We start from the raw sequence: 26931 nt of genomic DNA, 5'->3' as shown, positions 1-26931 counted from the left end.
TTCAAACTCCCGTTTGATTACCCTGCGTTCTGTCTGCGCAGTTGGTTCCATTGCGCGCGGAGGATCGCGCAATCGGCCATGGCCCGCAAGCAATAATCAGTTTTGTGGAAATATGGCCCGCCGGACGCGGCCCTTCTGCCTGCCTGCTGGGCCGGGGGCGGGGCGCCGTTGTGCGGTAATCGCATTTTCTTTTGTGGCCGGTGCATTTACCCGGGGCGACCATGTTCCGGACCGGCCCGCACAGAGGCCGCAGGAAGGCCCTGCAACCACTCGCCCGTGCCCGCCGGAGTGGCCGTTTGCACCCGCCCTGAACGGCCAGGGCCGGACCCGGGATGCGCCCGGATCCGGCCCTGCTGATGAGTGGGAATGACGGCCCGTGACAGGCCCGCCGGACCCGGCGCATGCCCCCCGACGGGCGGATGATCATTCGCCCGCAGCGGGCGCAGGGGCAGGCCCGCCGGCCGGCCGCTCGCCCGTGGCGTCCGGGTCGCGTCGCGCGTCGCTCAGGCCAGGTGGTCGTTGAGGATGCTCAGGTCCAGCCCCGCGGTCGCGTCCAGCGGGTTGGAGGCGTCAAAGACGGTCTCATAGCCCATGTCTTCCAGCGCCGCGATTGTCGTATTGGACAGGTAATTGCCCGTCACGTCGATATAGCCGGTCATGATTTCGTTCTCGAAGGCATAGCCGTCCGAGCCGTCCTCGTTCCAATGGCCGCCCGCCGTGCCCGGCCCGCCCTCGGTTTCGATCGACGGGCCCGAGCCGCCGAATTCGGCGGCATAGGCCGTGGCCACGTTGGCGCCGTTGAAATCCGACGTGCCGTTGCCGTTGTTGGTCACCAGGCCCATGGCCTCCCACAGGGTGCCGAAGCCCAGGACATGCATCATCTCGTGAAAGACGATGTCGTTGAACATGTTGATCGCATCGAAATCGGCGGCATCGGCCACGTCGAATTCCATGATGCCCGTCGCCGGCAGCAGGCTGTCGGTGCGATAGGCCGTCGGTCCGGCCTGGCCCAGCACGCCGCCCGACCCGTCGATGTCCGCCAGCGAGGCATCGATGCGCACGTCGTCGACGATGTTGCTGCGGAAGATGCCAAAGCCCGGCACCCGCGCATCGGCGATGTCGCCGGTGATGATCGACGAGATCAGGTCGGCCGCGTCGATGAAGCTTTGCTTCAGCGCGTCGTCCCACTGGCCGCGGAAATCGATCTGGACGTTGAAGCCGTCGCCGTTCTGGGCGCCCGAGGTGTAGGTGTCGGTGATCAGGCGGCTGCGCAGCGGGCCGCTGCCACGCTCGCTTTCGAGGTCGGCACCAAAGATGACCTGGTTGATCAGGTCGCCGGCCGGCAGGGCGATGCTTTCGGCCTTGGGCATGGTGACCTCGGCCTTGGCGATCTTGACCTGGAAGCCGACGGTCATCAGGCCGCCGTCATCGTCCTGGGTGGCGCGCAGGGTGTCGCGGTCACCGCGCAGCGATAGGGTCTCGCCACGGGTCAGCGGCGTTGCGGTTTCGGCGGGCGTGGGCTCGGGGGTGTCCGTGTCGGTATCGGCAAAGACGAAGAGATCGCGGAGAGTGAGGTCATTTGAAAGAATGGAGCGCATGTCGGTGATCCGGTTTGAATAAATACAGGTAAATTGCGGCACAAAGGCCAGGTCGGCAGCTCATTTATCGGGCGAAGCCCTTTTTCAAACAAGTCTGGAATTGCCGAATTCGTGCGTTCTGGTTGCAATGGCATTAACCTGCGCATCCCTGGGGGGAGCCGGCACCGATGCGCCCGTTCGTCTGGCCTTGGCATGCGGACCGCCGGCCGGCCCGGCATGGCTTGCAGGCACCCCCGCATGGCCCGGGGGCGCGGCCTGTCAGGCCGGGGCATGGCGCCGGTGACAGGCAAAAGGCGCGGCCCCGGGGAGCCGGTCCGCGCCTTGCAGGGCCCGCCGGTGACCGGCGGGCAAAGAGGCCAGGCCCGCGTCAGAGATCGCGGCGGGCGATGGCGTCGGTCAGGTCGCGCTCATAGATCAGCGTGTCGCCTTCCCAGGCCTCCAGCCGGGCCGTGAGATGGAAGGTGGTGGCATCCGACCACATCTCGCAGAAGGTCTCGGTGCGGATCTGCCAGTCGCCCCGGCCGAGCTCTTCGGTCCAGTGGCACTTGCCCCGGGCCGACAGCGGATCGTCGGGGTGGATCGACCACCATTCGCGGGCCACGGTGCCGTTGATCAGCTTGTGATCACAATCCTCGACCTTGCCGAAATCGTCTTCGATCACCAGGGTCACGCGGCCGGTGACCTGGTCTTCCTCGATCCGGCGGACATGCGCTTCGGGGCGCAATTCGCGGGTCTGCCAGGGCGTTTCGGCATCGGGCGGCGGAAAGGCACATTCGTCGCCCTGGGCCAGCGGGCGCAGGGGCAGGGCCAGGCTGCCTTGGGTCAGGGTCAGTTCGGTCCGTTCGGGCGAGGGCCAGACCAGCGGCCAATAGGCCGATGAAATGGCCAGGCGCAGCCGGTGGCCGGCGGGCAGGCGATAGGCGATGTGGTCGAGGTCGAGCGTGACCTCGGTCGGCTCGCCCACCCCGACCGGGGCGGTCTCGCCGCTGCCGTTGCGGTGCGACAGGTTGAGCACGCCGTAGGTGATCCGCGTCGAGGCGCCATCGGGATGCACGTCGCACAGCCGCACGGCGATCTGGCCCTGGGGCCGGTCGCTGGCCAGGCGCAGGGTGACCCGCGGCGCGCCGACGATATCCAGCGCGGTCTCGGCGGGGGCGGCATCGAAACAGGCCGACAGGGCATCGTCGCGCCGCTGGTCTCCGGGCATTTCCGGGCCCAGCCAGATGGCGCAATATTCCCCGGCGGCCATGCCGCAGGTCTGGGGCGAGTTGATCACGGTCTCGACCGCGCCCGGCGCCGCGCCCAGCCCGTCGGCGTTCAGGTGCAGCACGGTTTGGGGCAGGTGCGACGTGGCGCCGGTGTCCTCGGCGATCCAGCGGCCGGGCCGTTCAAGGTACCATGTCGCCGGGCGCACGCCGTCCATCAGGTAGGCCCGGTAATCGGGGTCGTCCTCGACGCCGGTGTCGATGTCCTTCAGCCAGCGATCCCACCAGCGCAGGGCTTCCTGCAGGAAGCCGATCCGCGGCTCGGGCGCGGCGAAATGGGGATATTTATGCACCCATGGCCCGACGATGCCCTTGGCGCCGGGCACCTGTTCGACCAGCTGGGGCACGGCGTTCTTGTAGGCATCGCCCCAGCCGCCGACGGCCAGCACCTTGGCCTTGAGCCGCGAGAAATCCTCGCAGACCGAACCGTGCTGCCAATAGGCATCGCGGGATTGGTGGCGCAGCCAGGTCGAGGGCAGGAAGGGTTCGTTTTCCAGCCGGTCGAGCCAGAGCGCCCGCCAGTCCTCGCGCAGCATCGGGTCAGGCGCGCGCGAGGAATAGGCCCACATCGTGGCCCCCCAGCCGAGGTTCTCGTTCAGCAGGCAGCCGCCCTTGTAATGGATGTCGTCGGCAAAGCGATCGACGGTCGAACACAGGGTGATCACGGCCTTCAGCGCCTCGGGCTGAAGGTAGGCCAGCTGGAGCCCGTTGAACCCGCCCCAGGAGATGCCCATCATGCCGACCGCGCCGTTGCACCAGGGCTGGCGGGCCAGCCAGTCGATGACCTCGACGGCGTCGGCCTGTTCCTGGGCGGTATATTCGTCGGTCATCAGCCCTTCGCTGTCGCCATTGCCGCGCATGTCGACGCGGATGCAGGCATAGCCGCGCTTGGCGAAATAGGGATGGGTCAGGGCATCGCGGGCGGTGGTGCCGTCGCGCTTGCGATAGGGCAGGTATTCCAGGATCGCCGGGACGGGGTCGTCGCCGGCATCCACGGGTCGCCAGACCCGGGCAGAGAGGCGGCAGCCGTCGGAAAGGGTGATGCCGAGATCGGGGATCTCTTCGATGTCGCGGAGGGTGTTGGACCGGTCTGTCATGGGGCGCAGGCTGTGCCGGTCGCGGCCGGGGCTGTCAAGCGGGGCGCGGCCAGAGGCAGCCGTGGGGCAGGGCGCGGAGGCCATGAAATCAGGGGCTTGGTGCGGCGGATGGATCGGGCCGCCGGGAAGGGCCCGGAACAAATGCGGTGCAATTCAGCAAAGGCGGACGGGGAAACGGGGCCGGGGACCTTTGCCGTATTCGGGGAGAGACAGTGGTGGTGTGGGGGATTGGCCCGTTCCGAAGCATGGGCGCGCGGCCGGGGTGACGGGGGCACTGGTGCCGTGGGGCGCTTGGCAGGGTCCGGCGTGGCCGGGACGGGTGGGCGCCGGGCAGAAATGTCGGGGCGTCGGGGCGGATTGGCCAGGTTCGGGTCGGCCCCCGCGTTTTCGGCGGGGCGGCGCTGCAGCAGCAGGCACCGCCCGGGCCGGTTATTCGGACAGCAGCGGAGGGCTGGTGGGCGCGGCCGGGGACAGCGGTGCCGTGGGTTTGGTCTGGGTGATCAGCCGCGAGCTTTTCTCGCGGAAGACGTGGCTCCAGAGCCAGCTCATCGCCACGGCGACCCGGTGGCGGGCGCCGATCAGGAAGTAGATGTGGGCCACGCCCCAGAACCACCAGGCCAGCGTGCCCTTCAGCCGGATGAAGCCGAAATCGGCCACGGCGGCCTTGCGGCCGATGGTGGCCAGGCTGCCCCGGTGGCGATAGCGGAAGCGCCCCGGATCGCGGCGCTGGCCCAGTTGCGACAGCACCTTGCGGGCCACGTATTCGCCCTGTTGCTTGGCCGCGGGCGCAATGCCCGGGACCGGCTTGCCGTCGACGTTCGTCACCGCCGCCGTGTCGCCCAGCACGAAGATCTCGGGGTGGTCCTCGATCGAGAGATCCTCTTGCACGGCCACGCGCCCGGCGCGGTCGCCTTCGAGGCCCAGCCAGCGGGCCGCGTGCGAGGCCTTGACCCCGGCCGCCCAGATCGTGGTCCGGGCGGGGATGCGCTCGGTGCCGATGGTGATGCCGGAGGTATCGCATTCGGTCACCGGCACGCCGGTGCGCACCTCGACCCCCAGCCCGGTCAGGGCCTTCTCGGTATAGGCCGAGAGGCTTTCGGGGAAGGCCGGCAGAACGCGGGGCCCGGCCTCGACCAGCAGCACACGGGCCTGGCGCGTGTCGATATGGCGGAATTCCTTGACCAGCGATTGCTGGGCCAGCTCGGCGATGATGCCGACCAGCTCGACCCCGGTGGCCCCGGCGCCGACCACGGCAAAGGTCAGCAGAGCCTCGCGCTCGGCCGGATCGGTGCTGCGTTCGGCCTTTTCAAAGGCCGTCAGCACGCTGCGGCGAATCGAGGTCGCGTCTTCGAGGGTCTTCAGGCCGGGCGCGGCCTCTTCCCAGCTGTCATTGCCGAAATAGCTGTGGCGCGCGCCGGTGGCGAGGACCAGCGTGTCGTAGGGCACGCTGGCCCCGTCGGACAGTTCGACCGTGCGGGCCTGCTGATCGACGCCGGTGACCTCGGCCATCAGGGTTTCCACGTCGGGGCGGTCGCGCAGCAGGGTGCGGATCGGCCAGGCGATATCGGAGGTGGGCAGGATGGCCGTGGCCACCTGGTAGAGCAGGGGCTGGAAGAGATGGTGGTTGCGCTGATCGATCAGGGTGATGTCGACATCACGGGATTTCAGCGCCTTGACGCAGGCCAGGCCGCCGAAACCGGCCCCGACCACCACGACATGATGTTTGCGATCCATGGGGTCTCTCAAATTGCAAGACGCTCCTCCCATCCGCGGCCATATAGGGGTGTTTTGTCGCATTGGCCAGTGGCCAGGGCCGGGTTCGGCGAAATTTCCCAATCCTTGCAATACACTAAAGCGTGTGGTGGTAGGCCCGGCCACAGCCTGCGGGCTGTGCGGTCAGACCCGGATCGCGATCGCCACGTCCATCACGTTCGTGCCCGTCGGCCCAGAGACCAACAGCGCATCCTTGCCCGCCAGGTAGGTGCCGCTGTCGGCCGCGGCCAGCGCTTCGGCCGCGCCGGGACCCCAGGTGGCGCCGGTGACGATGCCGCCGGCGGCTTCGGTGGGGCCGTCGGTGCCATCGGTGCCGCCGACCAGGATGGTGATGTCGTCGCGCCCCGATATGGCCTCGGACAGGGCCAGGGCCAGGGCCTGGTTCCGCCCGCCTTCGCCGGGATTGGTGGGCAGGTGCACGGTGGGTTCGCCGCCGAAGATCATCACGCCCTTGTCCATCGCCGCGATGCGCGGGCCCAGGCTGCGGGCCAGCTCGTCGACATCGTCGTAGAGGGTTTCGCTGTTGGACAGGATGGTCAGGCCGGCGGCGGTGGCGGCCTCGGCCACGGCCGCGCGGGCGATGGCGTTCGAGGCCGTGCAGGTCAGCGTGCAGGCGTAATCGGGGGCCTCGGGCGGCAGGCCGATGCCCGATCCGATGACGGCCGGATCGTCGCCGGGCACGTCGGAAATGGTCAGCACGGTGGCCCGGGCGCCGGAGAAGGCCCGCAGCAGGCCGCCACCCTTGATCCGCGAGACCTTGCGCCGCTCGGCATTCATTGCCGTGATGTCCAGGCCGCGCGACAGCAGGTGGGCATTGAGGCGCTTGAGATCGTCGAGCGACACGCCGTCGACAGGGGCTTCGGCCAGGGCCGAGGCGCCGCCCGAGACAAGCAGCAGCAGGTGGCTGTCGGGGCCCATGTCGGACACGCAGTCCAGCAGGGCGCGGCCGCCGGTCAGCGAGCGGTCGTCGGGCACGGGATGGGCGGCTTCGATCACCGTGGCGCCCTCGGGCACCTCGTCGGCATGGCCGTCCTTGGTCACGACCAGGGCGGGCAGGTCGGGCCAGCGGTCGAGCGCGGCGCGGGTCATGGCCCCGGCGGCCTTGCCCACGGCGACGATGCGGTCGGGCCGGTCCATGTCGGCCACGGCCCGGGCGACCGAGGCATGGCCGCCCACGGCATCGACACCGGCATCCCAGAGACCGCGGAGCAATTGTTCGGGGGACATCAGTCTACCTCCATCCAGATCGTGACGGGCCCGCTGTTGACGAGCGATACGGCCATGTCGGCGCCGAAGCGGCCGGTGGCAACGGGGATGCCCTGCAGGGTGACCTGCCGGCAGAAATGATTGTAGAGCCGTTCGCCTTCGGCCGGCGGCGCGGCGGTGGAAAACCCCGGGCGGTTGCCGCGCGCGGTGTCGGCGGCCAGGGTGAATTGCGAGACGATCAGGGCCGAGCCGCGGATGTCGAGGATCGATCGGTTCATCTTGTCGTTCTCGTCGGGGAAGATGCGCAGCCGGGCGATCTTGGCGGCCAGCTTGTCGGCCTGGGCCTCGGTGTCGCCGGCCATGGCGCAGACCAGGATCATCAGGCCGGGGCCGGTTTCGCCGATGACGGCCCCGCCGACGGAGACGCGGGCTTCGGTGACGCGTTGAAGAAGGGCTCGCATGGGGTCAGTCCTGCCAGGTGATGATGTCGTCCAGCCCGGCCCGTTCGGTGCGAAAGCCGTTGGCCGGGTGGTCGGGATCGGCATAGCCGAAGGAAATGCCGCACAGGATCAGCCGGTCGCGGGGAATGGCGAAATGATCGTGCAGAAAGGGCGCATGGCTGGCCAGGGCGGCCTGGGCGATGGTGTCGACGCCCAGCGAGCGGGCGGCCAGGGTGAAGGCGGCAAGGAACCCGCCGCAATCCATCGCGCCATAGGGGCCCAGTTCGGCCGGCGAGGACAGGATGGCCAGGTGGGGCGCGCCGAAGAGGCGGAAGTTCTCCATCATCTGGCGGGCCGAGCCCTGGCGGTCGCCCCGGGCCACGCCGACGGCCTCGTAGAGCTGCCAGCCGCAGGTGCGCCGGCGTTCGCGGTAGGGGCCGGAATAGCCGGTGGGAAAGGGCAGGTCGGGCGCGGCGGGGGCGCCGGCGGCGATGTGTTCGGCCAGGGCGGCGCGGAAGTCTTCGGTGCGCCCGGGCGAGCTGATGGTCAGGGCCCAGGGCTGGGCATTGCACCACGAGGGCACCCGGCGGGCCGAGGCGACGATGCGGTCGATATCACCGCGGGGCACCGGATCGGGCCGGAACCCACGGCAGGAAAACCGCGCGGCGAGGATCGCGTCGAGCGTGTCATGGTCGGACATGTGCAGTAATCGGCCCCCCCTGTCGGCGGGCAGGATGACCCGGCGGTAGCCGAAGGGCAAGGGGGCGAAAAATCGCGCCGATTTGAGCCAGATCAAAGCGACCGCGATTCCGTTAGGGCAGGATGGGGGCATTCCGGTGTCCTGCCGTCCGGTGAGAGGGGCAAGGGACCGGGCACGTCCCTGCAGGGAACTGCGCTGGGGCCGGGCGTGCCCGCAGACCGGGATCAGCGTCACCTCGTCCGGAGGGAGAGCCGGGCGGGGTGACGCCATCTTTTTTGTCGTTAAATGGTGAGCTGGTGACGCATGGGCCGGCCCTCGGGCCGGGTCCATGCGGGTCGGGTGGCGTGGGTCGGGGCGCTTGGGGCTGGTCGTGCGGGGTGGCCGGCGCGGGGTATGCCATGTGCGTCGGGCCGGGCCGCCGACCGGCGGGGGCTGGCCGGGTTGCCGGCCCTTCCAGGCCGGCGCCCTGTTGACCGGCTGGCCGGTCAGAACCCGCCCTGGCTCAGCGCATAGGCATAGCCCACGGCCGCGGCCAGGCCGAGGCCCAGCACCACGGCGACCAGGATCTTGATGGCCGACCAGGGCCGTTCGCCGCGCACCTGGCCGGTGCGGCCGTTGACCACGAAGCGATAGGACTGGCCCTGGTAGCGATAGGCCGCCGTCCAGACCGGCAGCAGCACATGCTTGAAGGTCACGTCGGACAGGGTGGTGTCGATGTGGTGTATGCGCTGGCGGTCGCCGCCGATGTCGAACCGCACGTCGCGCTCGATCACCCGGTCCATGTGGGCCCGGGCCTCGGTGAAGGCATCGGTCAGCTCGACGGTATAGGCCTCGGCCCGGAAACCGGAGAGGTAATGCGGCTGGTAGGGTTCCAGCGCCGACAGGTCCCAGGGCTGCAGCGCGTCGGTGTAGCTCTTGGGCAGCGAGGTCGAGCCCAGCACGAGCACATCGTCGAAGAACCGCCCCACGGCTCCCGATTTCGGCCGCCAGCGGACCTTGGCCACCTGGACCTGTTCGCGCTTGCCGTCGCGCATGACGGTGCGCGTTTCGTAATAGACGATGCCCTGTTCGCCGCGATAGCGCGAGGCGGTCTGGGCGTCGAAGGTCCAATAGGGCACGTAGACCCCGTCCATCTTGCGCCCCTTGCGCGCGTAGTCCTTCAGCCCGTTGGGGGCGAACCACAACTGGCCCAGCCAGTCGTCCATGGCCTTGTGGGCCGTGCGTTCGTCGAAGGCAAAGGGCAGCACGCCGCGCGGCTTGATCTGGCGGTGGGTGCCGGTGTCGGTGACCACGGGCGTGGCGCAGAACGGGCATTGGCCGGCATGGGTGGCATCGTCGAGCGTGATCTCGGCCCCGCAATTGGGACATTTGGAAATCCGGGCCTCGATGATGTCGGCCTCGGCCACGTGGCCGGCGGCGGCGGCGGCGAAATCCTGTTCGCGCAGGGCGCCGCCCTTCCAGGGGCCGGCGTCGATCGGTTCCTCGTGGCCGCAGAAATCGCAGACCAGGGCGCCTTTCTCGGGATCGAAACGGTAATCGGCGCCGCATTGTTCGCAGGGAAAGCGGTGATCTTGCGGGCGGGACGGATCGGGCATGGGCGGGACCTGTTTCGGCTTGGGGTCCGGGCAGGGACGGTAGGGACGCAGCGGTGGGAAAGGCGCTAGAAGCGGATCCCGGCGCGGGCATAGCCGCTGACGCTGACGCCGCTCTGGGCGGCGGGGGCCGGTTCGGCCGGGGCGCGCGGGGCGGATGGCCCGCCAGGGCCGGTGCAGGCGGCACCGGCCAGCGCGGCGATCAGCAGCGGGGCAAACAGGCGCAGGCGCATGTCAGACGCCGGGCGGGGGCGGCGGCGGCAGGATGGTGAAGAGCTGGGCCAGCTCCTGCACGTCCTCGGCCGTCTTCCAGCCGTCCTGGCCCTGGGTCCAGACATGGGTGCCCCGGGTCAGCTCTCCGGTGCTGACCATGCGGCCCATCTGGGCCTTGGAGAACGGGCCGCGGGTCTGGCCGTTCTCGGCGATGTGCCAGACATGTTCGACCGGCGGGGGAGGCGGCGGCGGCGCGGCGGCGGCCGGTTGGGCAGAATGCGGGGCGTGGTGCTGCTGCGGCTGGGCCATCTGCTGGGCCATGGCAATGCCCATGCCCGCGCCCAGCCCTGCGGCCATGCCGCCGCCGGCGGGGTTCTGGGCCGCGGCGGTCATGGCCTCGGCGGCCGAGAACCGGGTATAGGCATCCAGGTCGCCGACGATGCCCATCGAGGTCCGCTTGTCGAGCGCCTTCTCGACGGCCGGAGGCAGCGAGATGTTCTCGATGTAAAGCTCGGGGATCGACAGGCCGTAACCGTCCAGCGTCGGCGCGATTTCGGTGGCGATCAGCTTGCCCAGGTCGGCGGTGTTGGCGGCCATGTCGAGCACGGGAATGCCGGACGAGGCGATCACGCGCGAGAATTCCTGGACGATGATGTTGCGGATCTGGAAGGTGATCTCGTCGGTGGTGAATTCGCCGTCGGTGCCGACGATTTCGGTCATGAACCGGGCGGGATCGGCGACGCGGATCGAATAGGTGCCATAGGCGCGGATGCGCACCGGGCCGAATTCGGGATCGCGCAGCATGATCGGGTTCTTGGTGCCCCATTTCAGATCGTTGAACCGCGTCGTGTTGACGAAATAGATCTCGGATTTGAAGGGCGAGCGAAAGCCGTGGTCCCAGTGCTGAAGGGACGTCATGATCGGCATGTTGTTGGTCTCGAGCATGTAGAGACCGGGGGTGAAGACATCGGCCAGCTGGCCTTCGTGGACGAAGACGGCCGACTGGCCTTCGCGGACAGTCAGCTTGGCGCCGTACTTGATTTCATGGCCCTGGCGTTCGAAGCGCCAGACCATGGTGTCGCGGGTGTCGTCGGTCCAGTGGATGACGTCGATGAATTGTCCGCTGAGGAAATCGAAGATGGCCATGGGGCTGGGTCCTTCTGGTTGGGCGGGGCTTACCCGGCAGATGCGGCGCGGGCGGCGAAAGATCGGGTGGCAGACGGGGCGGGACACCGAGGCACGCTCACAGGTCCTGCCCCATCAGTTCGCGGGCGATGATCCGTGCGGCGGCTTCGCCTTCGATGGCGCTCATGCCGACTTTCATGCGCGGATCGTAGAGCATGCGCAGCAGGAATTCGTCGTGGCTGGTCAACAGGGCGAATTCGTCGTCGTCGTTGAAGATCGACGGCCGGGCCTCGGGGCTGTCGTTGGCCGGGCCCAGGCCCTGGGCGATTTCCTCGTGGATGCAGGACAGGCGCAGCAGGTCGGGCAGCTCGGCCCGGATCAGGGCGATGGCCCGGGTATAGGCATGCGGATTGTCGCCCGAGGAAAAGGCCAGGACCGAACATTCGATGCTCAGCGGCATGGCCCGGAAAAACGCCAGCGTGTCGTCGGACATCGTGGGGGCCAGTTCGCGCAGGCGGGTGGTCAGCTGGTCCTTGTCGTCCTCGCCCATGACCAGGACGTGGAAATTGGTGCCGGTCTGCGACCGCGAGATCGGGTGGCCGGTGATCCGGCCCAGCCGGGCGGCAAAGCGGGCGACATCGGCGGCATCCTCGCGGCGCTGCTGGCTGGGCACGCTGGCCCCGAATTCGACATCGATGCGCACCGGCCCGTCCCAGCGGCGCAGCTGGCCCGACTGGCCGGCCCGTGTGCCGATGCCACCGGAATATTCGTCGTAGAACACGATCTTCTCGAAATTCGCGGCCAGCTTGTCGGGCGAATAAGGCGTGTCGGGCCCGCCGCCATCGGTGCGCAGCAGTCCGCGGGTCTCAAGATCGGCCTGCCGGCGGGCGTAATATTGCGACACCCGCAGCGAGGCATCCGATTGCTCGGTCGGCTGCGGCCGGGGCGAGGCCTGGGGTGCCACGGGATCGGGGCGCGCGGGGGCGCTGGCCGGCGGGATCTCCTCGCAGGCCGCCAGCGCGAGGGCCAACCCCGCGCCTGCCATCCAAAGCCCCCGTCCCATGCGCGTCAGCCGGGCACCGCGGTGCCGGCGTTGTCGCCGGTGCCGTCGCCCCGCGCCTTGGCCGCGGCCAGCGTGTCGCGCAGGTCGGATTCCATCTGCTTGAGGTCCTCCTCGGCGGCCGCGCGCCGGGCCTTGCCCTCGTCGGCGATCTGCAGGCTTTCCTGGATCGTGGCGATCAGGTCGGCATTGGCCTGTTTCACGGCCTCGATGTCAAAGACCCCGCGTTCCATTTCCTGGCGCACGACCTTGTTGCTTTCGCGCAGGTTGGCCGCATTGGCCGTCAGCAGCTCGTTGGTCAGGTCGTTGGCGTCGCGCACGGCCTTGGCCGCCTCGCCCGAGCGCTGGATGGTCACGGCCTGGGCCAGCTGGGTTTCCCAGAGCGGCACGGTGTTGACCAGGGTCGAGTTGATCTTGGTGACCAGCGACTTGTCGTTTTCCTGCACCAGCCGGATCGAGGGCAGCGATTGCATTGTCACCTGGCGGGTCAGTTTCAGGTCGTGCACCCGGCGTTCCAGGTCGTCGCGCGCGGCGCGCAGGTCGCGCAGCTCCTGTGCCTTCATGACCTGGTCGGCCTCGGGCGCCGCGTCGACCTCGGCCGACTTGGCCGGGATCTCGACGGTGTCGAGGGTCTTCAGCTTGGCCTCGCCGGCGGCGATGTAAAGCGCCAGCTCGTCGTAGAAATCGAGCGTGCGGTCATAGAGCATGTCGAGCGACTTGATGTCCTTGAGCAGCGTGTGCTCGTGGCCCAGCAGCTCGTCGGTGATCTTGTCGATCTGGCTTTGCACGGTTTCGAACTTGGCCTTGAACTGGGCGATCGGCGCGGCCTTGCCCATCAGCTTTTCCCAGAAGGTCCGCTCGCGCCGCACGTCCAGCTCGTCGACCGAAAAGCCGCGCAGGGTGGACACGATGTCGCGCAGGCTGTCGCCGGCGGGCCCGACATCCTTGTTGCGCACATCGGCCAGCATGGCCTGGCTGATCTGCTGCAATTCCGCCTGGGCGGCCGAGCCGAAGGACACGATGGAATTGGTGTCGCTCATGTCGATCTCGGCCACGCGCTTGCGGATGGCGTCCTGCGTCGGCGCATCCGCGGCCTCGACGGCCACGACCTCGCCGCCCGGTTCGACCAGCTGAACCTCGGTCACTTCGCGCACCATGGCCTCGCTGGCCTGGGCCTTCTGGCGGATTTCATCGGACATCGTTCAATTTCCTCGGTTACGTCGGTGGGGGGCGGGTCAGCCGTCCAGCCGGACCCCTTCCTGTTGCAATCGGTCGCGCAGCACGTCGATCTCGATGGTCAGGTCGGTGCGGTCATCCTGCAGCATCCTGGCGGTGCGCGCGGCGAAATTCTGTTCCAGGTCGTCGAGCAGGGCGATGTAATCGGCCCGGGCCCGGGTGTCGCGGGTGCGCAGGTAGAGATCGGCGAACTTGACCGAGGCATCCCGCGCGCCCATCAGGTAGACGCCCAGGTACTTGCGCCCGGCGGTCAGGTCGCGCGGGTCTTCCTCGACCGTGCGGATCATCTCGCGGGCGGTGGCCTGGAACCGTTCGACCCGGGCCTGCACGGTGCGGTCGCCGGCGCGGGCCACGGCCTCGGACATGGCGCGCAGGTAGGCTTCGGCCTCGTCGACGACCCGGGCCACGCGGGCCTGCTGGAAATCGTCGATATCGGCGGTGCCCTTGTCGCGCAGCGGGTCGATGCCGAAGGCCGCGACATAAAGCCCGCCGGCGGCCAGGCCGTAGATCAGCGCGGCCAGCGGTTCGCCATCGTTGCGGAAGGCCGCGGCGGCGGTGCCGGCGGCGGTCAGAAGGGCGGCCAGGATCTTGCGGGGCAGGGCGGGTTTGCGGGCGACCCGGCGGGCGTTGAAGGCAACCTCGGCGCGCAGGCCCTCGCGGGTGAGAAAGGCCGCCCCGGCCAGCAGGCCGGCGGCGATCAGCCCGGTGGCCAGGGCCATGGCGCCGCCCGACAGCGAGGTGGCGACCAGCACGACCGACGGCAGGAACAGGACATTGGTGCGGGCGCCGGCCGGATCGGCCTGGGCGCCGTGGTAATGCGGCCGGTCGGATGGGCCGCCGGCGCCCCCGGGGGCGTCGGGCTCATCCGCGCCGGTGGGGCTGTACTTGCCGCCGAAACGCTGCGCCATGGCTCAGAGACCTCCCAGCCAGCCCGAGGCCGTGCCGAACAGCACGACAAGCAGCGCCGCGTAGGCGATGTTACGGAAAGCGGATCGGGGCATGGGTGCGCCTCCTGGACGTCTGCAGTTGCAAATTAGGCCATTGCAGCGCGTGAGGCTACAGCAAGTTCCTGATCAGATATGGTTTCCCGTCCGTTGGACAAGGTTTCGCCGCCGGTGGTTGCGGGTGGAGGTGCCGGCGTGGCGTGGAGGGCTGTGCAGGGGCGGGGCGGATGAACGTGCAGGGGCGGGTGACCGGTCGTGGACCGGCCGGTTGGCGTGGTCCGGGGTGTATGGCCGGGCGCAGAGCGGGGTGGGTGGTGTGGCCCGGGGTGTGCCGGGCGCTGTGCCGGGTGGCTGGCATTGGTCGCGGGGCACGACCGGTCGCGGGGCAGGGGACCGGGCCGGGCGGCCCGGGGCGCGATGGCCCGGGATCAGGACCGCGGGCCGGAGCGCGGGCGGCCACCGCCGCCGGTGCGGCCGGAGCCGCCGCGATCGCTGCCGCGTCCGGCCGGGCGCCGGCCGTCACGGGGCGCGCCCTTGCCGCCGTCCCTGGGGCCGCTCTTGGAGCCGGTACGCCCGGGTCCGCCGCGGCCGCCCGTGGGGGCATCGCCCGGCCCGCCGGACGGGCCGGCTCTGCGCGGCCCACCCCTGGGCGCGGGTTTGCCGCCCTTGCTGCCCTGACCGCCCTTGCCGCCGCGCGGCGGGCCGGGCCGGGCGGTGCCACCCGCCGGTTCGGGCGTGTCCTCGCCATCGAGCCCCAGCTGGTCGCGCAGCACCTTGCGGCGCACTTCCTCGACCGCGCCGGTGCCCAGCTTGCCCAGCTGGAACGGCCCGTAGGAAATGCGGATCAGCCGGTTCACGGCAAAGCCCAGCTCTTCCATCGCCCGGCGGATCTCGCGGTTCTTGCCTTCGCGCAGGCCGACGGTGACCCAGGCATTGGCTCCCTGCTGGCGGTCGATGCTGACCATCATCGGCTGGAATTTCTCGTCGCCGATCCTGAGCCCCTTGCGCAGGGGTTCGAAATCGCTGTCCTTGGGCGCGCCCTTCATCCGCACGCGGTAACGCCGCAGCCAGCCGGTCGAAGGCAGTTCGAGCCGGCGCTTGAGCTCGCCGTCATTGGTCAGCAGCAACAGGCCCTCGGAATTGAGGTCGAGCCGGCCGATCGACATGACCCGGGGCAGCTCGGGGGGCAGGTCGTCGAAAATCGTCGCCCGGCCCTGTTCGTCGCGGGCGCTGGTCACCAGGCCGGTGGGCTTGTGGTAGAGCCACAGGCGGGCCGGTTCGGGCGCGGCGACGGGCTTGCCGTCGACGGTGATTCGGTCGGCGGGGGTGACGTTCAGCGCGGGGCTGTCGATGGGCTTGCCGTTGACGGCCACCCGGCCGGCTTCGATCATGCGCTCGGCTTCGCGGCGCGAGGCCACGCCGGCCCGGGCCAGGACCTTGGCAATCCGGTCGCCCGCCGGAGGGGTATCGCTGGGTTTGTCGCTCATGGGATGCTCATAGATCAATGCGCGGGCCGGAGGAAGCGCCCGTGTTGCCGTTGGCGTGGTGCCGTGGCGGTGGCATGCGGACACGGAGCGGGGCGGGGGACGGGCAGGGGCATGCAGGCACCGGGGCGGGTGAGGGCCGCTGAGGGGCGCGTATGGCATGGCCGTGGGCCACGCATGGGCCTGCAAGTGGAGCCAGGCGACTGGCCCCGGCGACGGGCAAGGGCGCGGCCGTGCTTGCACGAGGCCGCCCGACCCGGCAGGTAGGGCGCATGGTCTTCACTTCACATATGGGCCCGGCCCTGGCCGAGGCCCGGGCGGCGGCGGCGCGCGGCGAGGTGCCCGTGGGCGCGATTGTCCTGGGTCCCGACGGGCGCATCCTGGCCCGGGCGGGCAACCGCACGCGCGAGCTGAACGACCCGACGGCCCATGCCGAGCTGCTGGCCATCCGCGCGGCCTGCGCGGCGCTGGGGTCCGAGCGGCTGACGGGCTGCGATCTGTATGTCACGCTGGAACCCTGCGCCATGTGCGCCGCGGCCATCGCCGCCGCACGCATCGCCCGGCTGTATTACGGGGCGGCCGATCCGAAATCGGGGGGCGTGGCCCATGGTGCGCGGGTCTTTGCCCATCCCCAGGCCCATCACCGGCCCGAGGTCTATGACGGCATCGCCGGAGAGGCGGCGGCGGACTTGCTGCGGGCGTTTTTCCGGGACCGGCGACAGGGCTGACGGGCAGGTCGGGGCGCGGGGCAGGGGGTGTGGGCCGAAAGGCTGACGCAGGCGCGAAATGGTGCTAGGATGAGGCGTGGCCGGGGCGCATCGCCCGCCGGCCCGCGGTCAGCCCGACAGCCGCCAGACCGGATCACGACAGACCCAGGCAAGACATCCCCCGCAACGGACCTTGGAAAGGCAGCGCAATGCCCAGACCCAAGCCCCGGTTCAGGCCTACTTTCGACCCCGCGACCGGCTCCCCGAGCAGATCCCCGATCAGCCACGTGTCGGGACCCACGCCCGGTCCCGCGATCGGCTGCCCGTCCATTCCTACGGGCGGCTCTGCATCCGGCCCGCAATCCGAAACCATCCGCCGGCCGGGCACCCAGACCCGCCCCCGGACTCGCCCGGCCACCGGGGCACAGGCCGACCGGCCGAGGCTCTACAAGGTCATCCTGCTCAACGACGATTTCACGCCGCGCGATTTCGTGGTCAAGGTGCTGAGGGCAGTGTTCCGCATGAGCGAGGCCGAGGCCGGCGGGGTGATGCTGACGGCGCATCGGCGCGGGGCCTGCGTGGTGGCGGTCTATACCTGCGAGGTTGCCGAGATGAAGGCAATGGAAGGCTGCGAGACCGGCCGGTCCTGGGGCTATCCGCTGGCCTTCACCACCGAGCGCGAGGACTGAACCCCGAAGCCGGGGCCGGATATTTTCAAAGAGAAAGAAGCAGGGGCGCGGCGCCCTTGCCCGGCGGCGGTCCGGGCGTCATCGGTGTGCCCGGCCGGTTGCGGCGGCCGGGCGGGGGATCGGCGCCGGGCCGGTCAGATCTCGATGGCGGTCATGACCTTGGGTTCGATGACCTGCACGTCGGGCAGGGCATCGATCAGGGGCTGGGCCGATTGTTCGAGGATCGGGAAGGTCTTGTAATGGGCCGGGATCAGGGTCTTGAAGTTGAAGTAGCGCCCGGCGGCATAAGCGACCTTGGCCATGTCCATGGTGAAATGGCCGCCCGCGCAGAGGATGCCGATATCGGGTTTGTAGAAATCGCCGAACCAGTCCATGTCGGCCATGATGTCGGTGTCGCCGCTGGCATAGATCACGTGGCCTTCGCCGGCGATCATGTAGCCGACCTCGGACCCCGCGGCCTTCAGCCCGTCGGGGGTGGTGAAGGTCGAGGAATGCTGGGCCAAGACCATCGACACCTTGACCCCGCCGAGGTCGACCGTGCCGCCCTTGTTGAAGCCGATGGTCTCGATGCCTTCGGTTTCGCCCCAGACGCCCATCAGGTCGAACTGGCCCACGACGGGCACGCCCAGCCTCCGGGACAGGTTGATGGCATCGGCGGCATGGTCGAAATGGGCATGGGTCAGCAGGATATGGGTCGCGCCCGTCACGGCGGCCTCGTGCTGGTCTTCGGCCAGGACCGGATTGCCGGTCAGCCAGGGGTCGAGCAGCAGGACCTTGCCGCCGATCTCGATGCGGAAACTGCCGTGGCCCAGCCAGGTGATCTTCATGGGTGCCTCCATTCGCGGTGCCGCCCGGAGCGGGGATCGCGCCGGGCGGTGTCGGGTGTGGTGTCCGGGTCAGACTAGCACGCGGGGGTGGCAAGTCCATGACGGGCGGGCAAGATCCGCGTGGACGGGGCGGCCGGCAGGGGCTAGCCTCGGGCGTCGGGAGAAGGCGCCGGGGGAGGGCGGGATCCATGCAGGCGCGGTACCTGGTCGTCGTGGGGGCGGCCCTGACCCAGTTCGTGGTCATCGGGCTGCTGTTCAGCTTCGGGCTGTTCATCCCGGTGCTGGAGGCCGAGTTCGGCTGGTCGCGGACGCTGCTGTCGGCCTGTTCCTCGATTGCGTTTTTCATGATGGGCGCGCTGGCGCTGGTGGCCGGGCCGCTGGCCGACCGGCTGGGGCCGGGGCGGGTGCTGGCGGTGACCGGGGCGCTTTACGGGCTGGGCTGGGTTCTGCTGGCGCGGATCGGCGCGCCCTGGCAGCTGGTCGTGGTCTTTGCGCTGCCGCTGGGAGCGGGGCTGGCCTCGCATGACGTGGTGACGCTGGGCAGCGTGGCGCGCTGGTTCGAGGCGCGGCGGGGGCTGATGACGGCGCTGGCCAAGGTCGGCACGGCGCTGGGGCAGATGGCGGTGCCGCCGCTGGCCGCGGCGCTGATCCTGTGGCTGGGCTGGCGCGTGGCGGCCACGGGGCTGGGGCTGGCCGCCGGGGTGCTGCTGCTGGCCGCGGCCTCGGTGATGCGCCGGCCGCGGGACGGCGAGGTCAGCCGCGGCGCCGGGCAGGCGGCGCCGGCGGGCGCGGGGCTGGGCTGGCGCGAGGCCCGGGCAACGCGGGCGTTCTGGACGCTGTGCGCGATCCAGGCGCTGTTCTTTCCGGCGCTGATGACCGTGCCCTTCCACCTGGCCCTGCACGGGATGGACATGGGCCTGCCCGCGCCCCGGGCGGCGCTGCTGCTGTCGGTGATCGGCGCGGCTTCGATCCTGGGGCGGCTGGTCGTGGGGCAGGGGATCGACCGGATCGGCGGACGCAATGCCTTCGTGCTGTGCATGGGCTGCCTGCTGGCGGGGCTGAACGGCCTGACCTGGGCCGGCGCGCCGGGGCCGCTGTTTGCGGCGGTAGCGGTCTATGGCATGGCCCATGGCGGGCTCTTCGTGGTGATCTCGCCGATCGTTGCCGAATATTTCGGCATGCGCGCCCATGGGGCGATCTTTGCGGCCATTGTCTTTTGCGGCACGTCCTTTGCTGCCTTCGGCCCGGTTCTGGCAGGGGCGGCCTTTGACCGGCTGGGCGGGTATTTCCCGGCATTCCTGGGGCTCAGCCTCTGCGTGGCCCTGGCGTTGGGGCTGATCCTGACCCTGCCGCGCCCGGACACGGCCCGGGCGGGCTGAGACGCGGCCCTTGCCCGAAACCACCGTGGGGCGGCGGCGTTCTGCCGGATATTTTCAAAGAGAAAGAAGCAGGACAGGGCGCGCGTGCTGCTTCTTTCTCTTTCCAAGTATCCATACGGGCCGTGGCCATCGGCATGACGTCCGGCAAAGGCCGTGGCCGCATTCACGGGCGGCCACCCTTGCGGGCCATGGCCAGCGGCGGTAAATGCCCCTGAACGCCAGATGAGGGATATCGCCCATGTCGATCGACCAAGACACCGCCGCCCGGGTGGCCAAGCTGGCCCGCATCCGGGTCGAAGAGGACCGCCTGCCGGCGCTGGCCTCGGAATTCAACACGATCCTGGGCTTCATCGAACAATTGGGCGAGGTGGATGTCGAGGGCGTCGAACCGATGGTTTCGGTCACGCCCATGCGCCTGCGCCGCCGCGCCGATGCGGTGACCGACGGCAACCAGCAGGACAAGGTCCTGTCCAATGCCCCCGATGCCCGCGAGGGCTTCTTTGCCGTGCCGAAAGTGGTCGAGTGAGGAACGCGACGTGACAAATGACCTGAACAAACTGGGCCTTGCCGCGGCCCGCGACATGCTCCGCGCTGGCGAGGTCACCTCGGTCGAGCTGACCGAAGCCTGCCTTTCGGCCATCGAGGGCGCCGATGCACTGAACGCCTTTGTCCACAAGACCCCCGAGATCGCCGTCGAGCGGGCCCGGGCGGCCGATGCCCGGCTTGCCGGTGGGGACGCGCCGTCGATGTGCGGCCTGCCGATCGGGATCAAGGACCTGTTCTGCACCAAGGGCGTGCCGAGCCAGGCCGCGTCGAAGATCCTCGAAGGCTTCCTGCCGGAATACGAATCCACCGTCAGCCAGAACCTGGCCGATGCCGGCGCCGTCATGCTGGGCAAGCTCAACATGGACGAATTCGCCATGGGCTCGTCGAACGAGACCTCGGTCTATGGCAATGCCATCAACCCCTGGCGCCGGGGCAACGAGGACACCGCCCTGACCCCGGGCGGCTCGTCGGGCGGATCAGCCTCGGCCGTGGCCGCCGATCTCTGCCTGGCCGCCACCGGCACCGATACCGGCGGATCCATCCGGCAACCGGCGGCCTTCACCGGAACCGTGGGCATCAAGCCGACCTATGGCCGCTGCTCGCGCTGGGGTGTCGTGGCCTTTGCCTCGTCGCTGGACCAGGCCGGGCCGATGACCAAGTCGGTGCGCGATGCGGCGATCATGCTTGAAGCCATGTGCGGCCATGATGCCAAGGACAGCACCAGCGCCGAGCTGGCCGTGCCCGATTTCGAAGCCATGCTGACCGGCGACATCAAGGGCAAGACCATCGGCATTCCCAAGGAATACCGGCTCGACGGCATGTCCGATGAGATCGAGCAGCTGTGGAACGATGGCACCGCCATGCTGAAGGATGCCGGCGCCAAGATCGTCGACATCTCGCTGCCCCACACGAAATACGCCCTGCCGACCTATTACGTCATCGCCCCGGCCGAGGCCTCGTCGAACCTGGCGCGATATGACGGCGTGCGCTATGGCTATCGTGCCAAGCTGGACCAGGGCGACGGCATCACCGAGATGTACGAAAAGACCCGGGCCGAGGGCTTTGGCCACGAGGTTCAGCGCCGGGTGATGATCGGCACCTATGTCCTGTCGGCCGGGTTCTACGACGCCTATTACAACAAGGCCCGCAAGGTCCGCACCCTGATCAAGCGCGACTTCGAAGAGGCCTTTGCCGCCGGGGTCGATGCCATCCTGACGCCGGCCACGCCCTCGGCGGCCTTTGGTCTCGGGGAAGTGACCGAGGATGATCCGGTGCAGATGTATCTCAACGACGTCTTTACCGTTACGGTCAACCTGGCCGGGCTGCCGGGCATTGCCGTGCCTGCCGGGGTCGACCGCAAGGGCCTGCCGCTGGGCCTGCAACTGATCGGCCGGCCGTGGGAAGAGGGCGATCTGCTCAACACCGCCTATGCGCTGGAACAGGCCGCGGGCTTTGTGGCCAAGCCCGAGAAATGGTGGTAGCACCACGGATCGACAGGGCCGGGTGACCCGGCCCGTCATCCGAGATCGGGCCGGTTGCACGGGCCCGCATATCCATTACCGGGCCGGATCGGCCGGCCCGCGACATCTGCAAGGAGACGGGGCGGACCCGCTATGACAGCAGACCTGCGCACCGCGTTTCGCACCGGCATCAGCGCCTTTGCCCTTCTCGGGCTGGCCGCCTGTGCCCCCGAGATCCCCGACAGCGGGGCCGGTTTCGACGGCACGCCCCGCCCGGCGGCGACCGAACCCCTGGGGGCGCCCCTGCCGCCGCCCGATGCCATTTCCTCCGAAGCGCTGCCCGCCCAGCAGGTCACGCTGGCCCCGGCCACGCCTTCGGCCCCGTCGCTCAGCTCGGCCAGTTCCGACAATGTCGCCCCGGGGCTCAGCCCGACGGTGACCGGCGCGTCCTCGGCCAACCTGTCGACCGGGCAGGGCGGCACGGGCGGCGCCGACATCGCCGCCGAAACCGCCGCTGCCCTGGCCGCGGCCCAGGCCAATTCGGGCGTGCCCCCGGTCCAGGCCAGCCCGGAGAACGATGCGCCGGTGGCCCTGAACAACCCGGGCATTTCCGACGAGAACGATTTCCAGGCCGTGGCCGAGCGCGAATCCATCGCCTCCGATGCCGAACGCCTGGCCCAGCAGCGCGCCCAGTTCGAGGTCATCACGCCGACCGCCGTGCCCCAGCGCCCGACGGGCACCGATCCGAACATCGTGCAATATGCCCTGTCGACCCAGCATGCCAAGGGCACCCGGGTCTATACCCGCTCGGGCATCAACCTGGCGTCCAAGGCCCAGCGGAACTGCGCGAAATACCCGTCGCCCGACCAGGCCCAGATGGATTTCCTGGCCCGCGGCGGGCCCGATCGCGACCGGCTGGGGCTGGACCCCGACGGAGACGGCTATGCCTGCGCCTGGGATCCCGCGCCCTTCCGCCGGGCGGGCAACTGACCCCGATCGCCCATCCCTCGCCGAACCACGGGCCGCGGCGCGATGGCGCCCGGCCCGGGCTGATCGTCATCCATTACACGGCCATGGCCAGCGCCCGGGCCGCGCTGGACCGGCTGTGCGATCCGGCCTACGAGGTCTCGGCCCATTACCTCGTCGGGCTGGATGGCCGGCTGTGGCAGCTGGTCGATGAAGACCGCCGGGCCTGGCATGCCGGGCAGGGCAGCTGGCAGGGCCGGGCGGATGTCAATTCACGTTCGATCGGCATCGAGCTGGACAACAACGGGCGCCAGCCCTTTCCCGAACCGCAGATGCAGGTGCTTGAAACGCTTGTGGCCGGTATCCGCGCGCGCTGGGACATTCCGCCGGACGGGGTGATCGGCCATTCCGACATGGCCCCGGGGCGCAAGTCTGATCCCGGCCCGCGCTTCGACTGGGCCCGGCTGGACCGGGCCGGGCTCTCCCGCCCGCCCCGGGCGGTCTCGCCGGATCCGGCAGCCTCGTTCCGCGATCTCGCGATCTCTGCCGGCTACCCGGCCACGGCCGGCGAAGACGACCTGCTCCGCGCCGTCCGCCTGCGCCTGCGCCCCTGGGCCACGGGGCCGCTCGACCCGGCCGATGCCCGGGCGCTGGCCCCTGCTGCTTCTTTCTCTTTCTAAATATCCCTGCCCGGGGCCGGCCACATGCGCGCCATTGACCATGGGCCCCGCCCGGTGCATATCCAGCCCTCGCGCGGAGGGCCGGATGGCCGCGGGCCCGTCAGGGTTCGAGGAAAGTCCGGACTCCCTGAAGCAACGGTGCCGGGTAACGCCCGGGCGGGGCAACCCGACGGAAAGCGCCACAGAAAACAGACCGCCTCCGGCCTGGCCGGGGGTAAGGGTGAAACGGTGGGGCAAGAGCCCACCGCGCTCCTGGCAACAGGGGCGGCATGGCAAGCCCCACCGGGAGCAATGCCGAATAGGACCCCCGCGCCGCGTCACCTTCGGGCGATCCGGCTAGGCCCGCTTCAGCCGAGAGGGGTCGGGTTGGCAGCTTGAGGGCCGTGGCGACACGGACCCCAGAGGAATGGTCATCCAAGGGGGCAACCCCTGGACAGAATCCGGCTTACAGGCTCTCCGCGCAAATTGCTTCGCCCCCTTTGCGGGCGGGTGACATCCTCATTTCACTCCGGCCCGTGGGGCGTATCCGCGGTTTGATCCGCCCTGATCGGAGGCGCATTCCGAGCGGCCGCCGCGGCAGCACGGGTCATTTGCACATCGCCGCGCGCCCTTGCCGGGCGCCTATATTCCGCATGGCCCCCACGCGGCGGCACATGACATTTGCGTGCTGCTCCGCCCCCGGGCAGGCACGTCGCGTGTGAGTATCGCCCGACCCAGTGCCGGGCCGCCCGCAAATCGCTTGCCGCGTCGCGGGAACTTGGCAACGCACACCGCATCGCAGTCCAGGGGGCTGGGCGCAACGGCCAGCCCGTCGCGCCGATTTGGTCCGGCGCGTGCCGCGTCCCATCGGCGGCGCGCGCCATCACCGGCGGGTCAGGCCGAGCGCAGCAGCACCTTGTTGGAATCCAGCGCATCGGCAATCCGCGCATATTGCGTGCTTTGCTCACCCGACGCCGCGCTGCGCAGCAGCAGCGTCTCGGTCTCTTCCAGGATCGCCACCGCCTGGCTGTTCACCGCCGCCAGCGTCTCGGGGCGCACCGGCACCAGCGGCCGGGTCGTCTGGGCCACGATGGTTCCCGGCTCCTGGCCGGGCTGGCTGGCCGTCACCCGCGACCGGCCCGAATCGCGGTTGGTCCGCGCCAGGTCGGCCAGCTGGTCGGCCGTGTCGTTCAGGATCGAACGGATCTCGACGTAATCGGTGTCATCCGGCACTTCCTCGCCGATCTCGGCCAGCCGCTCGGCCAGGCAATCGACATTCAGCGTCTCGTCATTGAGTGCCGCGCAGAAAGCCCGGGCCGCGCTCAGCCCCTGCAGCACGTGGGTCAGGTAGGCCGAGGACCCGAACTGGCCGGCCGGCACGACAACGGTGTAAAGCGCGCCGGGCGCCGTCTGGGCAGCCAGCGGCCCGGCAATCAAGGGCGCAACGGCAAGGGAAATGGATGCAAGGCCGGCAGCGGCGCGGGATATAAACATGAAATGAACCTCCGAAAGAACTGCGCCCATTTAGAGCATGTTTTGCCCTGTCGCACAATTTGCCTGCGCATGGGGCCATGCCTTTTGCGTCCGGCAATTGAATTCGCCGACAAATCCGTCGCGGGTGGGCCGGCCCTGCACCTGCGTGCCGGGCGAATCGGTCTGAAATCAAAGCCTCCGGGCGATTGCCCCGCGACGTATGGGAATTAGCAGAAAAGGGCGAATTCCGCTGGCCTGACAAACGCATGACGCAACAATTGTGAACATCCGCGTCTCCGGCTATGGTACCCCATGGGATAGGTCAATTTTGGTTAAACAATGAAAACGTCATTTAAATCCGCCTGTATCGCCGCAGGCATCCTTTTCGCAAGCACCTCCACCCTTTTTGCCCAGACACCCGTCGGATCTCCGGCCCAGGCCCTTGCCGAAGCGCGCCAGCGCTTGGTCTGTGGCACCGGCACCGTGGTCGATGCCACCTACCTGTCCGGCAACCTGCTGCGCGCGACCTGCCGATCGCAGACCCCGACGCAGGGCCTGCCGGCCGAACTGCAGGGCACCGCGCTGACCGCCGGCCAGGTTGCCGCGGCAGCGGCGGCCGCGCTGCTGGTCGTCGTGGTGGCCACCGGTGGCGACAGCGACAGCACCACCACGGGCGAAACTGCCGGCTACAGCGGCGAGTGACCCGGCCACCGGCGTGACGGAAAGGTAGCCCGGATCATGGATCCGGGCCCCCCGGGCGTGACCGAATTCACGGTTGACTCAGGGCGAAATCTCCGTAAAACGCCGGTTTCACGAGACACACCCGGGCCCTGCGCGCCCGATGCAGGAGACCAACCATGGCGAAGCCCACAACCATCAAGATCCGCCTCAATTCGACCGCCGGCACCGGCCACTTCTACGTGACCAAGAAAAACGCCCGGACCATGACCGAGAAGATGACCGTGCGTAAGTACGATCCCGTGGCCCGCAAGCACGTCGAATACAAAGAAGGCAAGATCAAGTAAGCCTTTCCCGTTCCTTTTGAACGGTTTGCCAAGGCCACGCCCCGCGCGTGGCCTTTTGCGTTGCATCTGCCGACTGGCGTGTCATTCGGCCATATGTGTCGGCCCCGGGGGCTCGTTGGGCCAAGCCGCCGGGCGCGATGCCGTGCCTTGGGGGGCGTCCAGTGCGTGGCTTGCCGCAGGGCCATCCAGGCCAATGCTATTCCCGGGGTCATCCGGCCGACCCGCACGGCAGATCCACCCGGCCGGGCAAATTGCCCTCGGGCCATCGGGGCTTTCGCCGCCGGGCCGTCCGGCCGCTGCCAATCTGCAAGCTCAAGCCGGGTCATCCCGGCGTGGCCATTCCCATTTCCGCCCCGAAGCCGGGCCAAAACGGTCATCATTGCGGTGCAGGTGGGGCGGCATGTTCACCGACAGACAGATGCACGAGGGGATGTGACATGCTGCGCAAGATCTTCACGACGGCCGCAACCGGCCTTGTCCTGGCCGGGCTGCTGGCCGCCTGCACGCCGCCGCGCGGGGCCGGGTTCAACGGCATTGGCGCCGAGCCGCAGGCCACCGCCGCGCCGGAACCGCTGGTCTATGTCGACCAGTCCAGCTGGCCCTGATCACGCCTGATCGCCTCGGGGCGTTCACAGGCGCGCGCCCGGGCAGACGCGCGGTCTTTGACCACGCGGGCCCTGTCGGGCCGTGTTGTGCGCGGGGCGCTTGCAGCGTTGCGCGGCGCTCGGGGGCCTTGCTGGACAATCCCATGCGGGGCCGGTTGAAGCCGCCTCGCGCCCCGGGGCTTGTCCGATCTGCGCAGCGCCCTCGGTCCTGCTCCTGTTGTACCGTGCTGGGAACGTGGCAGGGCCACCGTGTCCGGATGCCGCTCAGTCTGTTTGGCGCCCGGCGGGCGATCGGGTGTCACGGCGCCTGGACGCAAGTTCAACCGGCGTCGCCTTCGAGCGCCGACCAAGATCGCTCCATGACCGGATCCACGGTTCAGGTCTCGTCGCTGCCGGGGCCGTTCTCCAGCTTGATGACCGCGTCCAGGGCGCTGTCCCAATTGGCTCGGCTGGCGCAGAAGATATGGGCGTCCGGCCGCAGGGCCACGTCGCTGTCCAGCCCGCCCGCCGGCACCATCATCCGCGTGCCGTCGCGCGACACCGTGGGCACCGAGGCGCCGCAGCCCGGGCAATAGCTGCGGGTAAAGCGCGTGCCCTCCAACCGGAAGTTCTGCACCGTCTCGCCCCCCGACAGCCAGTCGATCTGCGCGGCATCCGAGAAGAGATTGGCCGCATGGGCCGATCCCGTGGCCTTGCGGCAGCGCGAGCAATGGCACAGGAAGAAGCCCTTGAACGGCCCGGTGATCCGGTAGGTCACGGCGCCGCACAGGCACCCTCCGGTCGAAATCTCGCTCATGTCCGGCCACTCCTCCTGGCAATTGCCCGCCATTGGTAATGTCCGGCCCGCACCGGGATCAATGGC

The 26931-nt window shown here is 69.3% G+C and carries 26 protein-coding genes and 1 other RNA gene; 11 read left to right on the top strand and 16 right to left on the bottom strand.

Annotated features, from left to right (window positions below; all coding sequences use genetic code 11):
* Window positions 1-503: 503 nt before the first annotated feature.
* The 13 genes from ACK3BB_RS18450 to ACK3BB_RS18390 form a co-directional block, all read right to left on the bottom strand.
* Window positions 504-1598: a leishmanolysin-related zinc metalloendopeptidase gene (locus ACK3BB_RS18450; protein ID WP_428926104.1), complete on the bottom strand. Its 1095-nt coding sequence runs from the start codon at window positions 1596-1598 to the stop codon at window positions 504-506.
* Window positions 1599-1965: 367 nt separating this feature from the next.
* Window positions 1966-3960 carry a CocE/NonD family hydrolase gene (locus ACK3BB_RS18445; protein WP_428926103.1) on the bottom strand — a complete coding sequence of 665 codons (1995 nt, stop codon included), beginning with the start codon at window positions 3958-3960 and terminating at the stop codon, window positions 1966-1968.
* 429 nt (window positions 3961-4389) lie between these two features.
* A complete protein-coding gene (locus ACK3BB_RS18440; protein WP_428926102.1) occupies window positions 4390-5694 on the bottom strand; it encodes an NAD(P)/FAD-dependent oxidoreductase in 1305 nt (434 codons plus the stop codon).
* Between the two features lie 162 nt (window positions 5695-5856).
* Window positions 5857-6960, bottom strand: a complete 1104-nt coding sequence (locus ACK3BB_RS18435) for a glycerate kinase type-2 family protein (RefSeq protein WP_428926101.1) — start codon at window positions 6958-6960, stop codon at window positions 5857-5859.
* Window positions 6960-7400, bottom strand: coding sequence for a D-aminoacyl-tRNA deacylase (gene dtd / locus ACK3BB_RS18430; protein ID WP_428926100.1), 441 nt, complete (start codon window positions 7398-7400; stop codon window positions 6960-6962). Before dtd ends, ACK3BB_RS18435 begins: the two co-directional genes overlap by 1 nt.
* 4 nt (window positions 7401-7404) lie before the next feature.
* Window positions 7405-8079 carry a nitroreductase gene (locus tag ACK3BB_RS18425; RefSeq protein WP_428926099.1) on the bottom strand — a complete coding sequence of 225 codons (675 nt, stop codon included), beginning with the start codon at window positions 8077-8079 and terminating at the stop codon, window positions 7405-7407.
* A gap of 485 nt (window positions 8080-8564) precedes the next feature.
* Complete coding sequence (locus ACK3BB_RS18420; protein ID WP_428926098.1) at window positions 8565-9674, bottom strand: primosomal protein N' (replication factor Y) - superfamily II helicase; 1110 nt, start codon at window positions 9672-9674, stop codon at window positions 8565-8567.
* A 65-nt stretch (window positions 9675-9739) separates the two neighbouring features.
* Entirely contained in the window at window positions 9740-9904 is a 165-nt protein-coding gene (locus tag ACK3BB_RS18415; protein ID WP_428926097.1) for a hypothetical protein, read from the bottom strand.
* Between the two features lies 1 nt (window position 9905).
* A complete protein-coding gene (locus ACK3BB_RS18410) occupies window positions 9906-11030 on the bottom strand; it encodes an SPFH domain-containing protein (protein WP_428926096.1) in 1125 nt (374 codons plus the stop codon).
* 97 nt (window positions 11031-11127) lie between these two features.
* Window positions 11128-12039 carry a DUF2927 domain-containing protein gene (locus ACK3BB_RS18405; RefSeq protein ID WP_428926095.1) on the bottom strand — a complete coding sequence of 304 codons (912 nt, stop codon included), beginning with the start codon at window positions 12037-12039 and terminating at the stop codon, window positions 11128-11130.
* Window positions 12040-12077: 38 nt separating this feature from the next.
* Window positions 12078-13268 carry a toxic anion resistance protein gene (locus ACK3BB_RS18400; protein WP_428926094.1) on the bottom strand — a complete coding sequence of 397 codons (1191 nt, stop codon included), beginning with the start codon at window positions 13266-13268 and terminating at the stop codon, window positions 12078-12080.
* Between the two features lie 36 nt (window positions 13269-13304).
* Window positions 13305-14213 carry a 5-bromo-4-chloroindolyl phosphate hydrolysis family protein gene (locus ACK3BB_RS18395; RefSeq protein WP_428926093.1) on the bottom strand — a complete coding sequence of 303 codons (909 nt, stop codon included), beginning with the start codon at window positions 14211-14213 and terminating at the stop codon, window positions 13305-13307.
* Between the two features lie 464 nt (window positions 14214-14677).
* Window positions 14678-15736 carry a pseudouridine synthase gene (locus tag ACK3BB_RS18390; RefSeq protein ID WP_428926092.1) on the bottom strand — a complete coding sequence of 353 codons (1059 nt, stop codon included), beginning with the start codon at window positions 15734-15736 and terminating at the stop codon, window positions 14678-14680.
* Between the two features lie 269 nt (window positions 15737-16005).
* Between ACK3BB_RS18390 and ACK3BB_RS18385 the strand changes: the two genes are divergently transcribed.
* Window positions 16006-16461, top strand: coding sequence for a nucleoside deaminase (locus ACK3BB_RS18385; protein WP_428926091.1), 456 nt, complete (start codon window positions 16006-16008; stop codon window positions 16459-16461).
* A 266-nt stretch (window positions 16462-16727) separates the two neighbouring features.
* Complete coding sequence (locus ACK3BB_RS18380; protein WP_428926090.1) at window positions 16728-17129, top strand: ATP-dependent Clp protease adaptor ClpS; 402 nt, start codon at window positions 16728-16730, stop codon at window positions 17127-17129.
* 134 nt (window positions 17130-17263) lie between these two features.
* On the opposite strand, the gene ACK3BB_RS18375 is transcribed toward ACK3BB_RS18380, so the two are convergent.
* Window positions 17264-17956, bottom strand: a complete 693-nt coding sequence (locus tag ACK3BB_RS18375) for a metal-dependent hydrolase (RefSeq protein ID WP_428926089.1) — start codon at window positions 17954-17956, stop codon at window positions 17264-17266.
* A gap of 188 nt (window positions 17957-18144) precedes the next feature.
* Here ACK3BB_RS18375 and ACK3BB_RS18370 point away from each other — a divergent pair, with 188 nt between their 5' ends.
* The 6 genes from ACK3BB_RS18370 (at window position 18145) to rnpB (ending at window position 23451) form a co-directional block, all read left to right on the top strand.
* Complete coding sequence (locus ACK3BB_RS18370; RefSeq protein WP_428926088.1) at window positions 18145-19335, top strand: MFS transporter; 1191 nt, start codon at window positions 18145-18147, stop codon at window positions 19333-19335.
* Window positions 19336-19573: 238 nt separating this feature from the next.
* Window positions 19574-19861, top strand: a complete 288-nt coding sequence (gatC, locus tag ACK3BB_RS18365) for an Asp-tRNA(Asn)/Glu-tRNA(Gln) amidotransferase subunit GatC (RefSeq protein WP_428926087.1) — start codon at window positions 19574-19576, stop codon at window positions 19859-19861.
* A gap of 55 nt (window positions 19862-19916) precedes the next feature.
* Window positions 19917-21362 (top strand): Asp-tRNA(Asn)/Glu-tRNA(Gln) amidotransferase subunit GatA, encoded by a 1446-nt coding sequence (gene gatA, locus ACK3BB_RS18360; RefSeq protein ID WP_428928765.1) that lies wholly within the window; start codon window positions 19917-19919, stop codon window positions 21360-21362.
* Window positions 21363-21494: 132 nt separating this feature from the next.
* Window positions 21495-22331 carry a hypothetical protein gene (locus ACK3BB_RS18355; protein WP_428926086.1) on the top strand — a complete coding sequence of 279 codons (837 nt, stop codon included), beginning with the start codon at window positions 21495-21497 and terminating at the stop codon, window positions 22329-22331.
* 83 nt (window positions 22332-22414) lie between these two features.
* On the top strand, window positions 22415-22987 hold the full coding sequence (locus ACK3BB_RS18350; RefSeq protein WP_428926085.1) for an N-acetylmuramoyl-L-alanine amidase: 573 nt from the start codon (window positions 22415-22417) through the stop codon (window positions 22985-22987).
* Window positions 22988-23060: 73 nt separating this feature from the next.
* Window positions 23061-23451, top strand: an RNA gene (gene rnpB / locus ACK3BB_RS18345) — RNase P RNA component class A.
* A gap of 409 nt (window positions 23452-23860) precedes the next feature.
* Here the strand turns inward: rnpB and ACK3BB_RS18340 are convergent.
* The gene (locus tag ACK3BB_RS18340) at window positions 23861-24460 is read right to left on the bottom strand and encodes a hypothetical protein (RefSeq protein WP_428926084.1); all 600 of its coding nucleotides are present in this window, start codon (window positions 24458-24460) and stop codon (window positions 23861-23863) included.
* Window positions 24461-24778: 318 nt separating this feature from the next.
* On the opposite strand from ACK3BB_RS18340, the gene ACK3BB_RS18335 reads away from it, so the two are divergent.
* The 3 genes from ACK3BB_RS18335 (at window position 24779) to ACK3BB_RS18325 (ending at window position 26069) form a co-directional block, all read left to right on the top strand.
* A complete protein-coding gene (locus ACK3BB_RS18335; RefSeq protein WP_428926083.1) occupies window positions 24779-25141 on the top strand; it encodes a hypothetical protein in 363 nt (120 codons plus the stop codon).
* Between the two features lie 155 nt (window positions 25142-25296).
* Complete coding sequence (rpmG, locus tag ACK3BB_RS18330; RefSeq protein WP_005630270.1) at window positions 25297-25464, top strand: 50S ribosomal protein L33; 168 nt, start codon at window positions 25297-25299, stop codon at window positions 25462-25464.
* Window positions 25465-25901: 437 nt separating this feature from the next.
* Entirely contained in the window at window positions 25902-26069 is a 168-nt protein-coding gene (locus tag ACK3BB_RS18325) for a hypothetical protein (protein ID WP_428926082.1), read from the top strand.
* Between the two features lie 376 nt (window positions 26070-26445).
* Here ACK3BB_RS18325 and ACK3BB_RS18320 read toward each other — a convergent pair whose 3' ends face one another.
* Window positions 26446-26865: a GFA family protein gene (locus ACK3BB_RS18320; RefSeq protein ID WP_428926081.1), complete on the bottom strand. Its 420-nt coding sequence runs from the start codon at window positions 26863-26865 to the stop codon at window positions 26446-26448.
* Between the last annotated feature and the right edge of the window lie 66 nt (window positions 26866-26931).

It is taken from the genome of Marinibacterium sp. SX1 (assembly GCF_050389775.1).
In the GTDB taxonomy this organism is placed as follows: Bacteria; Pseudomonadota; Alphaproteobacteria; order Rhodobacterales; family Rhodobacteraceae; genus Marinibacterium.
This window is presented reverse-complemented; position numbering and strand designations above follow the sequence as displayed.

What these genes read in the sequence shown, in the direction of transcription:
- ACK3BB_RS18320 (WP_428926081.1), bottom strand. Translation starts at nt 26,865, where the DNA reads ATGAGCGAGATTTCGACCGGAGGGTGCCTGTGCGGCGCCGTGACCTAC.
- ACK3BB_RS18435 (WP_428926101.1), bottom strand. Translation starts at nt 6,960, where the DNA reads ATGTCCCCCGAACAATTGCTCCGCGGTCTCTGGGATGCCGGTGTCGAT.
- ACK3BB_RS18450 (WP_428926104.1), bottom strand. Translation starts at nt 1,598, where the DNA reads ATGCGCTCCATTCTTTCAAATGACCTCACTCTCCGCGATCTCTTCGTC.
- ACK3BB_RS18445 (WP_428926103.1), bottom strand. Translation starts at nt 3,960, where the DNA reads ATGACAGACCGGTCCAACACCCTCCGCGACATCGAAGAGATCCCCGAT.
- ACK3BB_RS18410 (WP_428926096.1), bottom strand. Translation starts at nt 11,030, where the DNA reads ATGGCCATCTTCGATTTCCTCAGCGGACAATTCATCGACGTCATCCAC.
- ACK3BB_RS18355 (WP_428926086.1), top strand. Translation starts at nt 21,495, where the DNA reads ATGACAGCAGACCTGCGCACCGCGTTTCGCACCGGCATCAGCGCCTTT.
- ACK3BB_RS18325 (WP_428926082.1), top strand. Translation starts at nt 25,902, where the DNA reads ATGCTGCGCAAGATCTTCACGACGGCCGCAACCGGCCTTGTCCTGGCC.
- ACK3BB_RS18415 (WP_428926097.1), bottom strand. Translation starts at nt 9,904, where the DNA reads ATGCGCCTGCGCCTGTTTGCCCCGCTGCTGATCGCCGCGCTGGCCGGT.
- ACK3BB_RS18335 (WP_428926083.1), top strand. Translation starts at nt 24,779, where the DNA reads ATGAAAACGTCATTTAAATCCGCCTGTATCGCCGCAGGCATCCTTTTC.
- ACK3BB_RS18420 (WP_428926098.1), bottom strand. Translation starts at nt 9,674, where the DNA reads ATGCCCGATCCGTCCCGCCCGCAAGATCACCGCTTTCCCTGCGAACAA.
- ACK3BB_RS18390 (WP_428926092.1), bottom strand. Translation starts at nt 15,736, where the DNA reads ATGAGCGACAAACCCAGCGATACCCCTCCGGCGGGCGACCGGATTGCC.
- ACK3BB_RS18350 (WP_428926085.1), top strand. Translation starts at nt 22,415, where the DNA reads ATGGCCAGCGCCCGGGCCGCGCTGGACCGGCTGTGCGATCCGGCCTAC.
- dtd (WP_428926100.1), bottom strand. Translation starts at nt 7,400, where the DNA reads ATGCGAGCCCTTCTTCAACGCGTCACCGAAGCCCGCGTCTCCGTCGGC.
- ACK3BB_RS18385 (WP_428926091.1), top strand. Translation starts at nt 16,006, where the DNA reads ATGGTCTTCACTTCACATATGGGCCCGGCCCTGGCCGAGGCCCGGGCG.
- ACK3BB_RS18375 (WP_428926089.1), bottom strand. Translation starts at nt 17,956, where the DNA reads ATGAAGATCACCTGGCTGGGCCACGGCAGTTTCCGCATCGAGATCGGC.
- ACK3BB_RS18440 (WP_428926102.1), bottom strand. Translation starts at nt 5,694, where the DNA reads ATGGATCGCAAACATCATGTCGTGGTGGTCGGGGCCGGTTTCGGCGGC.
- ACK3BB_RS18340 (WP_428926084.1), bottom strand. Translation starts at nt 24,460, where the DNA reads ATGTTTATATCCCGCGCCGCTGCCGGCCTTGCATCCATTTCCCTTGCC.
- ACK3BB_RS18400 (WP_428926094.1), bottom strand. Translation starts at nt 13,268, where the DNA reads ATGTCCGATGAAATCCGCCAGAAGGCCCAGGCCAGCGAGGCCATGGTG.
- ACK3BB_RS18395 (WP_428926093.1), bottom strand. Translation starts at nt 14,213, where the DNA reads ATGGCGCAGCGTTTCGGCGGCAAGTACAGCCCCACCGGCGCGGATGAG.
- ACK3BB_RS18425 (WP_428926099.1), bottom strand. Translation starts at nt 8,079, where the DNA reads ATGTCCGACCATGACACGCTCGACGCGATCCTCGCCGCGCGGTTTTCC.
- gatC (WP_428926087.1), top strand. Translation starts at nt 19,574, where the DNA reads ATGTCGATCGACCAAGACACCGCCGCCCGGGTGGCCAAGCTGGCCCGC.
- ACK3BB_RS18370 (WP_428926088.1), top strand. Translation starts at nt 18,145, where the DNA reads ATGCAGGCGCGGTACCTGGTCGTCGTGGGGGCGGCCCTGACCCAGTTC.
- rpmG (WP_005630270.1), top strand. Translation starts at nt 25,297, where the DNA reads ATGGCGAAGCCCACAACCATCAAGATCCGCCTCAATTCGACCGCCGGC.
- gatA (WP_428928765.1), top strand. Translation starts at nt 19,917, where the DNA reads ATGCTCCGCGCTGGCGAGGTCACCTCGGTCGAGCTGACCGAAGCCTGC.